Origin of the sequence: Corallococcus terminator, assembly GCF_003611635.1 — a bacterium.
Lineage (GTDB): Bacteria > Myxococcota > Myxococcia > Myxococcales > Myxococcaceae > Corallococcus > Corallococcus terminator.
Window position 1 is genome coordinate 51,616 of the sequence record NZ_RAVZ01000007.1, and the last position, 17,346, is coordinate 68,961.

At 70.1% G+C, this 17,346-nt stretch carries 13 protein-coding genes; 4 read left to right on the top strand and 9 right to left on the bottom strand.

Annotated features, from left to right (window positions below):
- Positions 1-238: 238 nt before the first annotated feature.
- A complete protein-coding gene (locus D7V88_RS02305) occupies positions 239-1,732 on the top strand; it encodes a DUF4397 domain-containing protein (protein ID WP_120538935.1) in 1,494 nt (497 codons plus the stop codon).
- On the opposite strand, the gene D7V88_RS02310 is transcribed toward D7V88_RS02305, so the two are convergent.
- The 5 genes from D7V88_RS02310 to D7V88_RS02330 form a co-directional block, all read right to left on the bottom strand.
- Entirely contained in the window at positions 1,729-2,394 is a 666-nt protein-coding gene (locus tag D7V88_RS02310; protein WP_120538936.1) for a hypothetical protein, read from the bottom strand. The two genes, D7V88_RS02305 and D7V88_RS02310, sit on opposite strands and share 4 nt — an antisense overlap.
- Positions 2,395-2,554: 160 nt before the next feature.
- A complete protein-coding gene (locus tag D7V88_RS02315) occupies positions 2,555-3,217 on the bottom strand; it encodes a hypothetical protein (RefSeq protein WP_120538937.1) in 663 nt (220 codons plus the stop codon).
- An 89-nt stretch (positions 3,218-3,306) separates the two neighbouring features.
- A complete protein-coding gene (locus D7V88_RS02320; RefSeq protein WP_147448575.1) occupies positions 3,307-3,963 on the bottom strand; it encodes a hypothetical protein in 657 nt (218 codons plus the stop codon).
- 174 nt (positions 3,964-4,137) lie between these two features.
- Positions 4,138-7,743 carry an ABC transporter permease/M1 family aminopeptidase gene (locus tag D7V88_RS02325; RefSeq protein WP_120538939.1) on the bottom strand — a complete coding sequence of 1,202 codons (3,606 nt, stop codon included), beginning with the start codon at positions 7,741-7,743 and terminating at the stop codon, positions 4,138-4,140.
- Complete coding sequence (locus D7V88_RS02330; protein ID WP_120538940.1) at positions 7,740-8,660, bottom strand: ABC transporter ATP-binding protein; 921 nt, start codon at positions 8,658-8,660, stop codon at positions 7,740-7,742. The genes D7V88_RS02325 and D7V88_RS02330 overlap by 4 nt, the downstream gene beginning before the upstream one ends.
- Positions 8,661-8,778: 118 nt before the next feature.
- Between D7V88_RS02330 and D7V88_RS02335 the strand changes: the two genes are divergently transcribed.
- The 3 genes from D7V88_RS02335 (at position 8,779) to D7V88_RS02340 (ending at position 13,821) form a co-directional block, all read left to right on the top strand.
- Positions 8,779-9,951 (top strand): acyltransferase family protein, encoded by a 1,173-nt coding sequence (locus D7V88_RS02335; protein WP_120538941.1) that lies wholly within the window; start codon positions 8,779-8,781, stop codon positions 9,949-9,951.
- 113 nt (positions 9,952-10,064) lie between these two features.
- Positions 10,065-10,199, top strand: a complete 135-nt coding sequence (locus D7V88_RS44160) for a double-CXXCG motif protein (protein WP_244237923.1) — start codon at positions 10,065-10,067, stop codon at positions 10,197-10,199.
- 175 nt (positions 10,200-10,374) lie between these two features.
- Complete coding sequence (locus D7V88_RS02340; RefSeq protein WP_158624971.1) at positions 10,375-13,821, top strand: carboxypeptidase regulatory-like domain-containing protein; 3,447 nt, start codon at positions 10,375-10,377, stop codon at positions 13,819-13,821.
- 45 nt (positions 13,822-13,866) lie between these two features.
- On the opposite strand, the gene D7V88_RS02345 is transcribed toward D7V88_RS02340, so the two are convergent.
- The 4 genes from D7V88_RS02345 to D7V88_RS45030 form a co-directional block, all read right to left on the bottom strand.
- Positions 13,867-15,450, bottom strand: coding sequence for a response regulator (locus tag D7V88_RS02345; protein WP_120538943.1), 1,584 nt, complete (start codon positions 15,448-15,450; stop codon positions 13,867-13,869).
- Between the two features lie 248 nt (positions 15,451-15,698).
- Entirely contained in the window at positions 15,699-16,484 is a 786-nt protein-coding gene (locus D7V88_RS02350) for a carbonic anhydrase (protein WP_120538944.1), read from the bottom strand.
- Positions 16,485-16,672: 188 nt separating this feature from the next.
- Positions 16,673-17,044 carry a VOC family protein gene (locus D7V88_RS02355; protein WP_120538945.1) on the bottom strand — a complete coding sequence of 124 codons (372 nt, stop codon included), beginning with the start codon at positions 17,042-17,044 and terminating at the stop codon, positions 16,673-16,675.
- A gap of 36 nt (positions 17,045-17,080) precedes the next feature.
- On the bottom strand, positions 17,081-17,346 hold a 266-nt coding region (locus D7V88_RS45030), incomplete at its 5' end, for a helix-turn-helix domain-containing protein (RefSeq protein ID WP_147448576.1).

Consider the following 17,346-nt stretch of genomic DNA (forward strand, 5'->3'; position numbering starts at 1 on the left):
GGCGACCGGGCAGCCGTGACGGTCCGATTCCGGCGACGGACCGCCAGGCCGCGATCCACCTCCTCCGGCCCGAAGTCCCCGGATGCCCGGGGGTTGCGACGTGCTCCGGCGGACAACGTCGGGGAGCGACAGTCAAAGCTTCGCGGGGGGTAGCCTCTGTGCGGCAGGGGTCCCACCCTACCGTCGTCGATATCGGTGCCGAGCCGCGTCCGCGGCCCGCCGAGGAGGGGACTTCGACATGACCTGGATGCGGAGGAAGACACTGCTGGCCGTCGCGCTCACGTCGCTGGGCCTGCTCGCGCCCGCGTGCGGCGGAGGCAGCGGGGCGGACTCCGACCCGCCGCCCGACCAGGACGGCCCGGTCATCGTCCCGCCCACCACGGCACAGCTTCGCATCGTGCAGGCCGCTCCGGGCGCGCCCGCGATGGACATCTACCTTGCAGGAAGCTCCACGCCCCTGGCCCGCGCCGTGGCCTATGGCACCACCACGCCGTACCTCACGCGGGAGCCAGCCAGTGTGACGGTGGAGCTGCGTCCCACGGGCGCGTCCCCGGACTCACAGCCTGTCGCCTCCACGCCGGTGCGCCTGGAAGCAGGGACGCGCTGGACGGTGGTGACCGCCGGCCAGTTCCAGTCGTCGGATTCGGAGGCGGCGCTGCGCGCGGTGCTGCTGCGTGACAACCCCGTGCCCGCGGACCAGGGCCTGTCCCGCGTGCGCATCGTGCACGCGGGTTCGGACATCCGGGACGTGGGCGTCGACCTGGGCCAGGACGGCTCCGTGGAGGTGGCGTCCCTGTCGCGCTTCCAGACCTCGGGCGACGAAGCGCTGGTGGTGCCCTCCGGCGCCGCGCTCCAGGTGGGGCTCGTCACCGGTGGCACCGACCAGGTGCTGACGTCCTTCACCGTGCCCGCGCTCGGCTCGGGCACCGACACGCTGCTCGTGCTCACCGGCCTCTGGGCCGAACCCGCGCGCGCGGGTGACAGCTTCTCGCTGCTCACCGCCGGCCGCGACGGCACCCTGGCCATCCTCCGTCAGAACCCGACGCTGTACGTGCTGAACGCGTCCCCGGACGCGCCGCCGCTGGACCTCTTCTCCAGCGGCCACGAGCTGACCGACGCCCTGCCCTACGGCGCGCTGTCCGCGTCGCTCCAGGTGCCGCCGGGCACCTACGTGCTCGACTTCTTCACCAACACGCCGGGCGACGCGCGGCCCGAGGCGGCTCCGGTGGCGTCGGCCACCACGCCCGTCCTCGTCCCGGGCGAGCGCTACCTGATGGTCGCCTCCGGATACGTCACGCCGCCCGGGCCTTCCGCGCCCGCGTTCACCCTGCTGCCGCTCACGGAGCGCTTCGCGAACGACCCCACCAACCTGCGGCTGCGCTGGGTGCACGCGGCGTCGGACACGCCCACCGTGGACGTGGGCCCGCTGGGCTCGGAGCGCCGCGTGCTGCCCGACGCGCCCTTCCTCGGCGTGCCCTTCGCCGGCGCCACCGCGCAGGACGGCCTGCCCCTGCCGTCCGGTGGCACCGTCACGCTGGGCGTGGTGCCCTCGAACGATGCCAACCGTTCGCCGCGCGCGACCTTCAAGGTGACGCCCCAGCCGGACACGCGCGTCTTCGCCGTCTCCACCGACCTGCCCGGGGCCTCACCGGGCGCCTGGGACCTCCAGTTGCTGCTGGTGGACACCACGCGCACGCCGTGGACCGTGAGCGCTCAGCCCCGCGAGCCCTAGAAGGCCCAGCCCAGGTTGACGAGGACGCGCTGGGTGAAGACCCAGGTCGTCTGATGACCTTTTTCGACGGGCGCCTCACCATTCGAAATCAGCCCCGCCTTGTCGTAGGTCAGTGCATCGCGCCGCGCGCCCAGCCCCACGCCGGCCTGCACGGTGAAGCCAGGCTCCAGCACCACGCTGTAGCCCACGAGCGCCAAGGCGCCCACGGACCAGATCTCCGACTCGCCTGACAGCAGGGAGAAGCCACCCGAGGGAAGGTTTCCCACCGGCCTGGAGGACTCCCGCCAGTAGCTCACCTCCAGGCGCGGTGACACCCACAGGCCCTGGGGCGCGGTGCCCGACAGGTAGAAGCGCACCGCCGGGGCCAGGCCCACCCGGAACTGAGTGCCGTCCAGCCCCTCGTACCCGGTGTCCGGCGGATCATCCAACCGCGACCGGGCGTGCTCGAAGGACGCGAACACCCCCAGGCTCAAGGAGACGTGCTCGCCCAGCACGCGCTCCCCCTCCAGGGCCAGTTGGGGATACACCCCCTCCAGCGGCAGCGACAACGACACCACGTTGCGCCGCGCCACGGGAAACGACCCCGTCGTGATGCCTTCCTGCGCGAACACCGTCGTCGACACCAACGACAGCAACAGCCCCCACTTCCGCATCGCCACCATGTGCTGAACCCCTGTCATGACTCCGGACCCTCGCGGCCCATCGTGCGAGGCTCCTTGCGCAAGGGATGTGCCAGCCCACTCCAGGGGAAGCAACCCCCGGACCGTCCGGTGCCGTGACACGGGGCGTGATGCCTTTGGACGGTGCCACGCACCGCGAACCCTAGAAGGCCCAGCCCACGTTGAAGAGGAGCCGCTGGGTGAAGTTCCAGTTCGTCTCGCGGACCCGGAAGGAGGCCGTCCCGTCATTGGGGCCCAGCGTGACCACATCGTAGGAATGGGCATCATGACGGGCGCCCAGCCCCACTCCTGCCTGGAGTGAGAGGCCAGGCTCCAGCACCACGCTGTAGCCCACGACCGCCATGCCCCCCAGGGACACGGTCTCCGAAAAGCTGTCGGCGGGCGTGATGGCGCCCACCGGCACCGGCACCGTCGTGGAGTCGCTTCGCGCATAGCCCACCTCCACGCGCGGCGACACCCACAGCCCCTGCGGTGCCGTGCCCGTCAGGTAGAAGCGCACCGCGGGCGACAGGCCCAGTTGGTATTGCGTGCTGTTCCTTCCCACCACCACGACGTTCGCCGGCGGCTCATCCGTCCGCGCCCGCTGGTGCCGGAGGGACGTGAACACCCCCAGCCCCAGCGAGATGCGTTCCCCCACCACGCGCTCGCCTTCGAGCGCCACCTGGGAATCCGAACCAACAGGCACCGACACCGTCACCACATTGCGCCGCGCCACGGGCGCCGACCCCGTCGTGATGCCCTCCTGAGCGAACACCGACGTCGACGCCAATGACAGCAACAGCCCCCACTTCCGCGTCGTCACCATGTGATGAACTCCTGTCATGCAATTGGACCTTCGTGGACAATGCCAACCACGCGCGAATGCGCGCCCCTCGACGTCACGCCCCGTGAGCCCTAGAAGGCCCAGCCCAGGCTGAACAGGAGCTGCTGCGTGAGGCTCCAACTGCTATCCTTGGACTTGTCGAGAGAAGTACGGCCTTGCGAGTCCTGAGAAAAGTACTCGTGGGAGGCGAATTCACGCCGGACGCCCAACCCCAACCCTGCTCGGGCGGTAAAACCAGACTCCAACACCATGCTGTATCCCAGGACCCCCGAGCCCCCCAGGGACAAGGTCTCATGCTGGCTCTCGTCGAAGGCCTGGTTGACCACCTCGGTGCCCGTCCTCTTGATGGAGTCACGCCCGTAGCCCACCTCCAGGCGAGGGGACACCCACAGGCCCTGGGGCGCGGTGCCCGTCAGGAAGAAGCGCACCGCCGGAGACAGGCCCGCCTGCCAGGAACCGTGGTTCTGCCCCTCCAGTTCCTCGACGGGCACGTTCTCCCACCGCCGCTGGTACTCATACACGGATACGAACACCCCCAGCCCCACGGAGACACGTTCGCTCAGCACGTGCTCCCCTTCGAGCGACAACTGGGATTGCCCGACAGGCACCGACACAGACAACACGTTGCGCCGCGCCACGGGCACCGCCCCCGTCGCGATGGCTTCCTGCGCGAACACCGACGTCGACACCAACGACAGCAACAGCCCCAGCTTCTGGATTGAAACCATGTGCTGAACCCCCGTCACGAGTCCGGACCCTCACGGTCCGCCTGTGCATGGGAGCCCTTCGCAAGCCATGTGCCAGCGCGCGCGCAGAGGGAGCGACCAGGCGTGGAGCCCGGCACCGTGACAGCGTGTCAAACGCGCGCGAACGCGCCCTTGTCAGCGTGTCATGTCATCGCGTCACGGCGCGGTGAGCGGGGCCAGGGCCTGCTCACGACGGAGCTGGAGCACGCGCACGTCGGGATCCACCACCAGCCGCTCCGGCGCGAAGTCCGAGCGCACCGTCACCCGCGCCCCTGCGCCCGCGACCGGCTCCACGCGCACCCGCGCCTCGTGGAAGTCCGCGGCCGGCGCCGTCTGTGTCGGAAGGGACACCGGGCGCTCGCCCTTCATCACCGCCACCTCCACCGGCATGCGGCCCGTGCCCGCGTTCGTCACCGTCGCCGTGGTCACCCACTGCGCCCCCTCCTTCGTCACCCGGGCCTCGGTGACGCGGTACTCGGGCACCACCACCTCGAAGAAGGCCTGTCGGGTGAACGCGTCGAAGGCCGCCGCATCCGGCGCGAAGGGGCGCATCACGGCGAGGAAGTCCTGGAGCACCGGATGGTCCGCGTCGTTCATGTACCGCTTCAGGAAGGCCTGGATGCCCGCGTGCATCGCGGGCCGGCCCATCAGGTCCTCCAGCATCCAGAACGTCCAGCCGCCCTTCTCATAGACGACCGACGTGTCGCCCTCGCGCGAGCCGTCCAGCTTCACCAGCGGCCGTTCACCATCCACCCGCCGGTCCTTCGCGTAGCGCGTCTCCATCCCCCGCGCGGCCTGCCGGCGCGCCTCCGGCCCGTCGAGCTGTTCGATGAGCTTGAGCGACGCGTAGTGCGACATGCCTTCCGACAGCACGTCCCCGCCCGGCCCCTTGCCGGGGATGAGCAGGTTGCCCCACCACTGGTGCGCGGCCTCGTGCGCGGTGACGAGCAGCACCGCGTTCACCTCCGGCGACGCACGCGTGAGGAACCCGATGGACTCCGAGAACGTGATGTTCGTGGGGAAGCCCTGCGCGTAGTTGTCCAGGCCGGCGAACTCCGACAGCTTCAATTCCGCCCACGGAAACGGGTGGAACCATTCCGAGTAGTACCGGCGCGCGCCCTCCAGCCCCCGCGACATCTCCTTCACGTTGTAGCCGTGCGCCGGATGGTGGAACACCTCCGTGCCTTCGCCCGCCACCCGGTCCCACTTCCCCGCGACGATGTTGAAGAGGCTCACCGGATGGTCGCTGCGCCAGACGGTGGTGCGCCGTCCGTCCTTCACCGTGTCGCTCTCCCGCACGCCCACGGAGTTGAGCGTGTAGGCCTCCGAAGCGGACAGGCGGATCCGCGTGGTGAACGGCGTGCCGCTACCCCAGGCGGCCTCCGTGGGGCCCACGTAGAAGTCGTCTGGATACACGCGCGGCTCGTAGCGGTTCTCCTTCGGATCCACGCCGCGCTCCTCCTGGTAGCCCACCACCGGCGCGAACGTGGCCTCGAAGCTCGTGAGCACCACGCCCGAGGGCAGGATGAACTCCTTGAGCAGGCCCCCCTCGCGCGACACCCCGTCCGGCACGTGGCCCTGGAATTCGAAGCCCACCTTCAGCGTGGCCCCGGGCTCGAGCGGCGGTGACGCGGTAAAGACATACAGCCCCGAGCGATCCTCCGGCGCCGCGTCCTTCCCGTCCACCGTCCAGCGCACGTCCTTCCAGGCATCCCCGCCCGAGAGGGCGAAGCGCGCAAGCGGCGTGGCCTGACGGTTCACCAGCGTGTACGTGCCGCGCGTGCGAAAGGCGCTCGCCTCCGGCTCCAGGTCCACGTCCAGATCCACGTCCACCAGCGCGGGCTGGGGCGCGTCCTTCCACGTCGCCAGGTTCTTCTGCCAGTACTGCTTCGCGCGCAGTTTCGCCGCCGCGCCCTGGTAGCCCTGCCCCACGAGCACGCCCAGGCTCACGAGCGCCACCCCCGGGACGACGAGGTACGGCGCCAGTCGCCACGCGCCACGCGCCAGTCCCGACGGATTCAGCGCCTCCAGCGTCGTCACCGCGTCGTGCGCGCGCCGCCCGTCCAGCCGCACCGCCAGCGCGGTGAAGAAGACGGCCAGCCCCAGTACCGCCACGCGGTTGAGCACCAGCGCGGACCGGTCCACCTGGAACGCGCCCAGGTCGGTCCACCTCACCGCGCCCCACAGCGGCCAGTTCGTCACCCAGGTGAGGTCCCCGCGCACGGCGAGGAAGCCCGTGAGGGCCAGCGCGCCCAGCGCCAGCGCGTACGTGCCGAAGCGCCCTCCCGTCACCGCGCGTGCGGCCAGGATGAAGCCCATCCACAGGAAGAAGGTGGGCATCAGCAGCAGGCCCCACACGAGCAGGTACGGCGTCAGCGACAGCGGCACCGTGCCCTGGGACACCTGCACCAGCGTGCCCGCGATCGCCATGGCCGAAAGCAGCACCACCGCGACCAGGCTGTTCGCCAGCGCCTTGCCCAGGAGCACCGACAGCGTGCGCACCGGCGTCGCGTCGTGGAGGGGCGCGAAGCCACACGCCTGCTCCCGTTCCAGCGACTCCACCCCGTAGAACATCAACAACAGACACACGAGCACGGACGCCTGGTTCATCGAGCGCACCGCGAAGCGCCCCGGCACCAACAACAGCTCCGTGTCGAAGGGGCCCGTCGCCGTGGCGGCCTGGGACACCATCTGGAACATCAGGAGCGGCAGGAACAGGTAGAGCCCCGGCTGCGACAGCAGACCCCGCGCCTCGGCCCGGGTCACCGTCCACAGTCCGGCCCAGAACCCCGGCGGCTTCACGCCCATGCCCAGCGCGGACAGCGGCGCCTCCGCGTGGGACAGCGCCACCTGCGCGGGCGGCGCTTCCATGCGGTCGCGGCTCGCGCGCGAGGACTTCGCACCCGCATCCCCCCGGAGCATGCGGCGGAAGTGGCGCTCGCTCCAGGCCACCGCGCCCAGGCCCAGGCCCATGAGCACGAACCGGCTGATGACGAAGAGCGCGTCCAGCCCCACCGGCTGCGTGTTGTAGAAGTCCACGCCCCGGTCCACCTTGATCCACGTCTCCGTGAGCCAGCGGAAGCCGCCTGGATCCACGGCCATCAGGAACCGGTTCACGCGCGGGTCCAACCAGCCGGGCGACCAGTCCCACAGGAAGAAGGCGCAGAGAAAGAGCAGGCCCACCGGCAGGAAGTACACCGGCACCGCGCGGCGCGTGCGCTCGCCCACGCAGAAGGCGGCCCCCGCCATGAAGACAATCAATGGCAGACCGAACCACACGGCCGCGCGCACGTAGTGCTCCAGGACGAAGGGCCCCCGGAACTCCGCCGCGGCCCCTGACGGCACGACGTGATGGAAGAAGACGAGCAATCCCATCATCACCGCGAGCGCCGTCACGTACGCGCCCAGCACCGCCAGGAACTTGCCCCACACGTACTCCGCGGGCGTCAGCGGCGTGGTGTGCAGCAGTGGCTGCACGCGCGCCTCGTCGTCGGAGATGATGGCCATGCCCGCGCCCACCGACACGAAGAAGGTGAACAGCAGGAAGGTGAGGAGCAGGACCGTCTGCGCGACGGCGAAGCCGCTCGTCGCCCACGCCTTCTTGCCGCCCACCTCCGTGCTGCCCGACTCGATGGTGACGTTGCCCGACGACACGCCCCACGTGACGAACACCAGCAGCACGAGCAACACCCAGAACAGCGGACGGCGCACCTGGTGGCGCCACTCCGTGCGCGCCACGTGAAGCAGTCTCGACAGGTTCATGCGCCCACCGCCGGAGCCGAGGGCGGAACCGGCGCCGAGGGCCCGGGCGCGTCCTTCATCAAGAGCAGGTACGCATCCTCCAGCGTGGGCGGGGTGCGCTCGAAGCCCGGCGGGACGGGCACGCCGGGGGGCGCGTGGATGCGCACGCGGTTCCTGCCCTCGAAGAGCACGGCCTGGGTGACGCGGTGGGCCTGCTGGAAGCTGTCCATGTCGGCCGGGGGGACGGTGCCTTCGTAGAGGGTGTCGAGGAGGGCGGCCTTCGCCTCGCTGGGGCTGGTGATGGCGACGACGCGGCCCTGGCGGATGACGGCGAAGCGCGGGCAGAGCATGGCCACGTCCTCCACGATGTGCGTGGACAGGAGCACCGTGCGCTCGTGCGCGATTTCGGCCAGCAGCCGGTAGAAGCGCTGGCGCTCCTCCGGGTCCAGGCCCGCGGTGGGCTCGTCCACGATGATGAGCTTGGGATTGCCCGCCAGGGCCTGGGCGATGCCCAGCCGCTGCCGCATGCCGCCCGAGTACTCCTTCACCTTGCGCTTCGCCGCGAACGTGAGGTTCACGCGCTCCAGCAACTGCGCGCACAGCGCCTTCAGGCCCTGGGGCGCGGTGACACCCTTGAGCTCCAGCAGGTAGCGCAGCATGTCCTGGCCGGAGAGGTACGGGTAGAAGCCGAACTCCTGGGGCAGGTAGCCCAGGTGGGGGCGCAGGGCCTCCGGGTGGCGCACCAGGTCCAGGCCGTCCAGCGTCACCTCGCCGGAGGTGGGCTCCAGCAGGCCGGAGAGGATCTTCATCAGCGTGGACTTGCCCGCGCCGTTGGGGCCCAGCAGGCCGAACATTCCCCGGGGCACTTCCAGGTCCACGCCGCGAAGGGCCGTCACCGGCCCCGGGTACACCTTCACCAGATTGCGCAGGCTGAGCATGAGGCCCCTTCTACGCCAAAGGGGGGCCTCCCATTTCCACCCTCGCTCGAACGGGGCAGGCAGGCGACGCCCTGGGTGATTGAGACATGAAAACAGGGCTGCCAGACTCACAGGACCCATGGCTTCTTCCCGGCGGTACCTGGATGTCCTCACCGGGCTGCGATTCCTCGCGGCCGCGCACATTGGCGCGTACCACCTGTACCACATGGTCTTCACCGGCACGGAGGCGCCGCCGGGGCTGCACGGGTTGCTCGACAGCGGCTACGTGAGCGTCGGGTTCTTCTTCGTGCTGTCGGGTTTCATCCTGGGCTACCACCACCTGGAGCGCCCGCCCGACACGCGCGAGGTGCGCAAGGCGTTCTGGGTGGCCCGCTTCGCGCGCGTGTATCCCCTCTACGCGCTGGGGCTCGTGCTCGCCGCGCCCGCGTTCTTCAAGGGACTGCATGCGGCGTGGGTGGAGGCACCGGGGGAGTTGTGGCGGCTGGACGGGGCGCTCGTGCTCGCGCCGCTGTTGATGCAGAGCTGGGTGCCGTGGACGGCGCTCGCGTGGAACGGCGCGGGGTGGTCGCTGGCGGTGGAGGCGGTCTTCTACGCGGTGTTCCCCTTCCTCGCGGTGCGCCTGGGCCAGACAGGTCCCCGGGCGCTCATGCTGGGTGCAGGGGTGGCGTATGCGCTCGCGCTGGTGTTGCCGGTGCTCTACCTGCTGGTGGATCCGGACCACACCACGGCGTCGTCGTACCACTCCGGCCCGTGGATGCGGGCGCTGCGCTTCAATCCCGTGGCGCGGCTGCCGGAGTTCATCCTGGGCCTCTTCGCGGGCCGCTACTTCCTGCTGCGCGCGGACACCGCTCCACGCCCGCGGCCTGTCGTGCTGATGGCGCTGGGGGTGGTCATCCTCGCGGCGCTGATGGCCAGCACGTCCCTGCCCTTCCCGCTGATGCACAATGGATTGCTGGCGCCGGTGTTCGCGGCGCTGCTCGTGCTGCTGCCCCGGAGCCAGGGATTCGTGGCGCGAGTGCTCGCCTCACGTCCGTTCTGCTTCCTGGGGGAGGCAAGCTATTCGCTCTACATCCTGCACATGCCGCTGCTGTTCACGTGGAAGTCCGTGATGAAGCGGCTGGAGGTTTCGACCACGTCCGTGGGGGCGGTGGTGGTGCTGACGGTGGGCGTCCTGGTCCTGTGCGTGCTCGCGCACCAGTGGGTGGAGAAGCCCGCGCGCAGGTGGATTCGCGCCTGGTGGGCGAGACGTGGCGCGAGGCAGGCGGAGCCAGCAATCCAGCCCCAGGCGTGAGCCGAGCCTCACGGCGGAGCCCCCATCCGCTACGTGGTGCTCCACGACACCTTCACCGCGATCACACCAGGGCTGGTCCACGACTTCCAACGGGCGTCCTGCCTGAACCCGGCATGACAGCCCAGGGAATCTTCGGTCCGCGCACCTACCTCGTGGTCACCGAACGCTTCGTCCATGCTGCCCGTCGGCTCGGGCCTGGCGACCTGGTGTTCCGTGAACTGCCCGTGACACCGCTGACGCGGCACTGAGGGAAGACCGTCGAGGTAGGGCACGCCATTACAGCCACCCGGGAACATGCGTCCTGCGGTGAATAATGGGAGACTGTCTTACGTCGACCGGGCGCCCAGTGCGTCCAATCCGCGCGTGTTCCGGTCCCCGCCGGAGCAAGCCCTGCTCCCTGCTGTCCATTCCAGGAATTCCCCGATGCGCCTGTCGCCGTCTGTCTTGTTGTTGGGTCTCATGCTCACCCTCGCGGCCTGCCAGGAGCCGGGGGTGTCGCCCGCGCCGCCGCCCCTGCCCACGCCGGTCGACCCGACCGACCCCACCGACCCGAGCGATCTGGCCCGGGTCGTGGGCACCGTCTCCCTGGAGAGCACGACGAACGCCGCGGGTGTCCAGGTGTCCCTCACCGGCACGGACTTGCGCGCCACCACGAACGCGGCGGGCGCCTTCGTCCTGGAGAAGGTCCCCGCGGGAACCCATGAGCTCACCGCCACGCGCACCGGCTACACGCAGGCGCGCCAGTCCCTGTCCGTGGCCGCGGATGACTCCGTCGAGGTGTCGCTCGCACTGCTGCGCGCCCGCGGTCGGGTGAGCGGCGTCCTCACGCTGGAAGGCGCCACAGAGGTCGCGGGCGTCACGGTGACCCTGGAAGGCGCGAACCTTACGGCCACCCCGGACGCGCAAGGGCGCTTCGCGCTGGAGGGCGTGCCCACGGGCAGCTACGTCCTGAAGGCTTCGCGGACCGGCTACGCGACCGTGAGCCAGTCGGTGGAGGTGACAGAGGGCAACGACACGCTCCTCACGCTCCTGCTCGGCCGGTACCGGGGCCGCATCGAAGGCCAGGTGCGCCTGAGTGACTCCGCCCCCTCGCAGGGCATCACCGTGGCCCTGGAGGGCACGGACACGGCCACCACCACGGACGGCCAGGGTCGCTTCGCGCTGGAGAGCGTGCCCACGGGGACCTACTCGCTGGTCGCCTCGAAGGAGGGCTACACGGCCGTGCGCCAGTCGTTGGAGGTGAAGGCGACCGGGTCCTCGTCCGTCACGCTCTCGCTCACCCGGCACCGGGGCAACCTCCAGGGACAGGTGACACTGGATGGCGCCACCCAGGCCCCGGGCGTCACGGTGATGCTGGAAGGAACGAGCGCGGTCACCACGTCGACCTCGCAAGGCCGCTTCACGCTGGGCGGTGTCCCCACGGGCACCTACGTGCTGGTGGCCACGAAGGCCGGCTACACGACCGTGCGCCAGTCGGTGGAGGTGACGCAGGACGCGACCACCACCGTCACGCTCCCGCTCGTCCTGAGCCGGGGAGACCTCGTGGGCCAGGTGCTGCTGGAAGGCGGCGTCAGCCCCGCGGGCATCGCCCTCCAGTTGGAGGGCACGGCCACGTCCACCACCACGAACGCGGAGGGCCGCTTCACGCTTCCGGGCGTGCTCTCGGGAAGCTACGTGCTGGTGGCCACGAAGACCGGCTACACGACCGCCCGCCAGACGGTGGAGGTGAAGGAGGCCGCCTCCACGTCCGTGACGCTCACCCTGGCGCGCAGCCGGGGCCGCGTGGAGGGCGTGGCGCTGCTGGATGACGCCCAGGACCCCGCGGGCACCCAGGTGTCGCTGCGAGGATTGACCGGGGTGACCACCACCACGGACGCGCAAGGGCGCTTCGTGCTGGAGGGCGTGCCCACGGGCTCCTATCTCGTGGACACGGTCCGGGCCGGCTACACGTCGCCCCAACCGCTGGTGCTGGTGCAGGCGGATGCGACGGCGTCCGTGTCCATGACCCTGGAGCGGCGCTACGGCTCCATCCAGGGCCGCGTGACGCTGGAGGGCCGCACGAACCACTCGGGCGTGCGGATCGACCTCGTCGGGCGGACCGACTCCGTCACGACCAACGCGTCGGGAAGCTTCCAGCTCACCCGCCTGCCGCCGGGGGACTACTCGCTCCAGGCGACCCTGAGCCCGTACGAGACCGTGAACGTGTCGGTGAAGGTGGCGCTGGATGACTCCCGCAACACCAACTTCACCATGAGCCTCCTCCGGGGCGACGTGACGGGCACCGTGCTCCTGGAGGAGTTCGCGGCCGGAAGCCTCGACGGCACCGAGGTGACGCTGACGGGCACCTCCCTGCGCACCACCACCCAGGCGGACGGCACCTTCACCCTCACGGGCGTGCCGGTGGGGACGTACGAGGTGCGCGCGAGCCGGTCCACCCACGCGGAGCAGCGCGTGTCGGTCACGGTCGTGGCGAAGCAGTCCGTCTCCGTGTCCCTCCAACTGCCCCGGCTGCGCGGACAGGTGGACGGGCAGGTCGTGCTGTCGGATGGCGGGGAGCTGTCGGGTATCACGGTGTTCCAGAGCGGCCTCGCCACGCCCATCACGCCGGATGCCCAGGGCCACTTCGCGCTGGTGGGGCTGCCCACGGGGAGCTACGTGCTGAAGGCGCTCAAGGAGGGCTATGCGAAGGCCGAACAGTCGGTGACGGTGAGCGCGAACGCGACGACGAACGTGTCACTGCAGCTCACCCGCCTGCCGCCGCCCACGTTCACGTCCATCCCGTCGCTCGCGGTGCAGGGCGGGTGGGTGACCCTGACCGGCACGAACCTGGGTGACGAGCCGGGCTCTTCCCAGGTGACGGTGGGCGGAAGCGCTCCCGCACAGGTCATCTCCTGGAGCCAGACGCGCGTCATCGTGCGGATGCCCTACGAAGTGCCTCCGGGCGTCCGGCAGGTGGTGTTCAAGACGGGCGTGCCCCAGCAGACGCTCACGGCCCAGGTCCGGGTGGTGGCCCAGAAGACGCTGGCCCTTGGCGACTCATGGGGCCTGGGCGTCCTCCCGGATGCCACCGTCCAGCACCTCGCGGACACCAGTTCCTGGTCGGGCTCGCCCGCGTCCCTGAACCAGGGGGTCGTGAGCGTCGCCGCGGAGCGTCACTACGGCCTGGTGCTCAAGGAGGACGGGACGGTCGCCTGGTGGGGCTACAACACCGATCACGTGGGTGACCCTCCCAGGGGCCTGTCCGGGGTGGTCGCCATCACCACGGGCTACGGCTTCGCCGTGGCCCTCAAGAACGACGGCACCCTGGCCACGTGGGGGAGTGTCGACAGCCCCGCTTCGACCGCGCCTCCGGGCGTCACGGATGTCATCGCCATCTCCGCGGGCCGCACCCACGCCCTGGCACTCCGGGCGGATGGCACCGTCGTCGCCTGGGGCAACAACAGCCATGGCGCCGCCACGGTCCCGCAGGGACTCACGGACGTGGTGGAGGTCTCCGCGGGCACTGTTTCGAGTGTCGCGCGCAAGGTGGATGGCAGCCTGGTGACCTGGGGCACCCTCTCACCGGAGCGGCCCCTCCCCCAGGGACTGACGGGGGTGCGGACCGTGGCCCTCAGTCGCGACAGCAACTACGGGCTGGCCGTGCTCTCGGATGAGAGTGTCATCGCCTGGGGAGAATCGACGACCAACGTGAGCGGCAGCCGCAATGGCCTGCCGCCCCCCGTCCAGACGCAGGTGGTGGCCCTGGCCATGGGGTCGGGCCTCCCGAATGCCGTGCTTCATCAGGATGGCACCCTCACCATCTGGGGAATCTACTCGGGCGACATGAACACGCTGCCTCCCGGCAAGGTGCTGCGCGTCCCGGCGCGCTGAGACGGCTTCACGGCGCGGGGCCCTGCTCCGCGCCGTGGCGGCGACTCACGCGCTCCTGGCGCGCGCCTGCTGACGGGGGTGCGCGCCGCGCTTCACCGGGCCCAACTGCGCGAGCACGCGGCCAATCTCCACCAGCTCCACGGGCTTGACGAGGTGCAGGTCGAAGCCCGCCTCCTCGCTGCGGGCCCGGTCCTCCGGGGCCCCGTAGCCGGTGAGCGCGATGAGGTGCGCGTCGGTGGCCGCGCGCTGGCGCAGCTCCTCCGCCACCTCGTAGCCGCTCAGCCCGGGCAACCCGATGTCCAGGATGATGACGTCGTAGGAGCCCGGGGTCGCCAGACTGAGCGCCTCGTGGCCGTCCGCGGCGACCACGACGGTGTGGCCCCACATCTGGAGCATCTCGCTCAAGCCCTCGCGCGCGTCGGGGTTGTCGTCGACCAGGAGGATGCGCCACTCGCCCTTCTGCGTCTCCACGCGCTCCACGTGCGCTTCGGGCCGCGCGGCGTCCACCAGCAGGGGCAGCGTGACGGTGAAGGTGCTGCCCAGGCCCGGGCCCTCGCTGAACACCGCCACCTGCCCGCCGTGCTCCTCCACCAGGTGACGCACCAGCGTCAGGCCAATGCCCAGCCCGCCCCGGCTGCGCGCGAGCCCCGTTTCCAACTGCGCGAAGAGCTCGAAGATGCGCTCCTGTTCGCCCGGGGGGAGCCCGATGCCGGTGTCCTGCACGGACACGCGCACACGGTGGTCCGCGTCCACGTGGGCGCCCACGGTGATGACGCTGCCCTCGGGCGAATACTTCGCGGCGTTGTCCAGCAGGTTGGTGAAGACCTGCTCCAGCCGCGTCCGGTCTCCGTCCACCCAGCAGGGCTCCTCGGGCAGGGCTTCCTTCAGGACGAGCAGGCGCTCTTCCATCACCGGCCGGGCGGCGGCGAGCGAATGGTGCAGGATGGTGTTGAGGTCCAACCGGCCACGGCGCAGGGCGTACTTGCCGCGGGTGATGCGGCTGACATCGAGCAGGTCGTCCACCAGGTGGCGCAGGTGGCTCACCTGCCGTTCGATGATGGAGCGGCGGCGCGAGTCCGCTTCGGACAGGCCGTTCGAGTCCTTCTGTCCGAGCATCTGCACCGCGAGGGCGATGGCGGCCAGGGGGTTGCGCAGCTCGTGGCCGAGCATGGCCAGGAACTCGTCCTTCTTGCGGTCGGCTTCCTCCAGGCGAGCCGCGTTGGCCAGGGCCTCGCGCTCCACGCGCCGCAGGCGCAGGACGCTGTTGACGGTGGCGATGAGCTCCTCGGGGTCGAACGGCTGCGTCAGGTAGACGTCCGCGCCCGCGCGCAGGCCGATGATCTTCTTCTCCGCGGTGATGAACGTCGCCGACGTGTGGATGACGGAGGTCTCCCGGGTGCGGGGGTCCGCCTTCAGGAGGCGGCACACCTCGTAGCCGCTCATGTCCGGCAGCTTCACGTCGAGCACGACGACGTCGGGGCGCCCCTCGAGCGCGACCTTCAGGGCCTCGCCGCCAGTCACGGCCTCCAGCACGTGGTAGCCGGCCTGACGCAGGCAGAAGGTGCCCAGGTAGAGGCTGGCTGGCGTGTCGTTGACGTGAAGGATGGTGGCGTTGGCGGTGGCGATCACGAGCGACTTTCCCAGGGAACGGTCCGACGGGTTTCTACCGTGCGTCTGGGGAGTGCGAAAACCCGGACGGCATCCATCCGGCCACCCTTTCGCAAGGCCCGTTCCTGGACATGCGAGGACTGTTGAGACCGCGACATGGGCTCGACTGCCTTCCAGGAGGGCAGCCGGCCAGACGTGTCTCAGTCCACATTCTCCGGACCGCCGCCGTCCCGGAGCTCCTCGGGCCAGGCCTTCGCCCGAACGCGCCCTCAGTGCCCGGCGTGCACGCTGACGGTGCGGCCGTTCAGCGGCTGCAGGGGGCGGTTGTTCGGGTTGAGGTGCGGCAGTCGCTCGATGGCGGCGATCTGCGCGTCGGACATCTCAATGGGGTTCTTCATCACGTACCACTGCAACCCCTGCGTGCACGGGGGCGTGGTGAGCGAACCGGCGTACTGGAAGAAGGCCCGGTCACGCGGCAGGAGCGCGCTCGCGTTGATGAGCGCTCCCACCGGAGCGCTCTGCTCCCCCGCGTGCCGGGGCAGGTGCCGGAAGGCCGTGAACAGCGCCGCGTTCACCGAGCCTTCCTGGATGAGCACGCCCACGACCAGCGCGGGCGTCCCGTTCGCGTCCGTGTGCACCAGGTGCATCTCCAGCGGGTACTCCACGCCGTCCTTCGTGTGCTCGCTGGGCGTGTGGAAGTGGAACTGCGCCAGCTTGTACTCGTTGGCGCCCACCCGGACCGTGCTGCCGCTGTCGTAGGTGAACTGCACCGTGTGGCCCGTGTTCGTCATCCGCACGTGGCTCGTGGCGTAGTGGAAGCTGGGGACAGACTGCTGCGGATGCGCGGCGCCCGCCGTCACCAGCGCGATGGGCGACTGCATCACCCCCTGCCCACAGAGCGCGTCGCCCGGGAGCTCGGCCCAGTGCGCCGGGCTCAGGGTCTGGTCGTAGCCCCAGTGCACTTCGTCTTCAGCGAAGGCAGTCGGAGCGAGCAACAGGGAGGACAACAACGCGCCCCGAAGGGCGCGCACGGAGACGGTGCGGGAGAACGACATGGGTGTGGGATCCTTGGGACGCGCAGGCGTCAATCACAGGCAAGGCATCCCTGGCTCAAACCCAGGGATGCCCCGATACGCCTTGTGCCTCAGGAGCCCCCCGAGATACAAATTTCGAAATATTTCCAATTAAACAGGTTTTGTCACACGGTCGTCACATCGCGGACCTCAACGCCAGACATCCCCTCTCAAGGTTCGGTCCAGACCGCCAGTTCGTTACCCGTGGGGTCCGCGAAGTGGAAGCGCTTGCCGCCGGGGAACGAGAACGTGTCCTTCACGATGCGCCCTCCCGCCGCGAGCACCTTCGCGTGCGTCGCTTCCAGGTCCTTGGAATACAGGACGACGAGCACGCCCCCCTTGCCCACCGGCAGCGACGCATCGAAGCCGCCATTGAGCCGGCCGTCCTTGAAGCTCGTGTAGGCGGGGCCGTAGTCCTCGAAGCTCCAGCCGAAGACGTCGCCGTAGAAGCGCTTCGCCTCGCCGGTGTCCCGGGCGGGGAACTCGATGTAGTCGATTCGGTGGTGCTGCTCGGCCTGCTGCGCGTCGGGGGTCGTGGACATGGGGAGGCCTCTTTCCAGAAAGGGAACGCCCCTACGTTACGCACCCGCCGCGTCCGGCGATTGTACGAATCCGACTTCCGCCTGCGCCCGCTCCCGCGCGTACGCCCCGGGGGTCAGCCCCGCCAGCGCCCGGAACTCCCGCACCTGGTGCGCCTGGTCGTAGTACCCCGCCGCCAACGCCCATTCCGCGCCCTCCACCGCGCGCGGCCCCTGGAGCAGCGCCAGCGCGTGCTGGAGCCGCTCGATGCGACACAGCACCTTCGGCGACAGGCCCACCGCCGCCTGGAAGCGCCGCTCCACCT

Excerpts from the sequence above, each read along its gene's own strand:
- D7V88_RS02330 (WP_120538940.1), bottom strand. The coding sequence starts at position 8,660 with ATGCTCAGCCTGCGCAATCTGGTGAAGGTGTACCCGGGGCCGGTGACG.
- D7V88_RS02305 (WP_120538935.1), top strand. The coding sequence starts at position 239 with ATGACCTGGATGCGGAGGAAGACACTGCTGGCCGTCGCGCTCACGTCG.
- D7V88_RS02320 (WP_147448575.1), bottom strand. The coding sequence starts at position 3,963 with ATGGTTTCAATCCAGAAGCTGGGGCTGTTGCTGTCGTTGGTGTCGACG.
- D7V88_RS02335 (WP_120538941.1), top strand. The coding sequence starts at position 8,779 with ATGGCTTCTTCCCGGCGGTACCTGGATGTCCTCACCGGGCTGCGATTC.
- D7V88_RS44160 (WP_244237923.1), top strand. The coding sequence starts at position 10,065 with ATGACAGCCCAGGGAATCTTCGGTCCGCGCACCTACCTCGTGGTCACC.
- D7V88_RS02325 (WP_120538939.1), bottom strand. The coding sequence starts at position 7,743 with ATGAACCTGTCGAGACTGCTTCACGTGGCGCGCACGGAGTGGCGCCAC.
- D7V88_RS02340 (WP_158624971.1), top strand. The coding sequence starts at position 10,375 with ATGCGCCTGTCGCCGTCTGTCTTGTTGTTGGGTCTCATGCTCACCCTC.
- D7V88_RS02315 (WP_120538937.1), bottom strand. The coding sequence starts at position 3,217 with ATGGTGACGACGCGGAAGTGGGGGCTGTTGCTGTCATTGGCGTCGACG.
- D7V88_RS02350 (WP_120538944.1), bottom strand. The coding sequence starts at position 16,484 with ATGTCGTTCTCCCGCACCGTCTCCGTGCGCGCCCTTCGGGGCGCGTTG.
- D7V88_RS02355 (WP_120538945.1), bottom strand. The coding sequence starts at position 17,044 with ATGTCCACGACCCCCGACGCGCAGCAGGCCGAGCAGCACCACCGAATC.
- D7V88_RS02310 (WP_120538936.1), bottom strand. The coding sequence starts at position 2,394 with ATGGTGGCGATGCGGAAGTGGGGGCTGTTGCTGTCGTTGGTGTCGACG.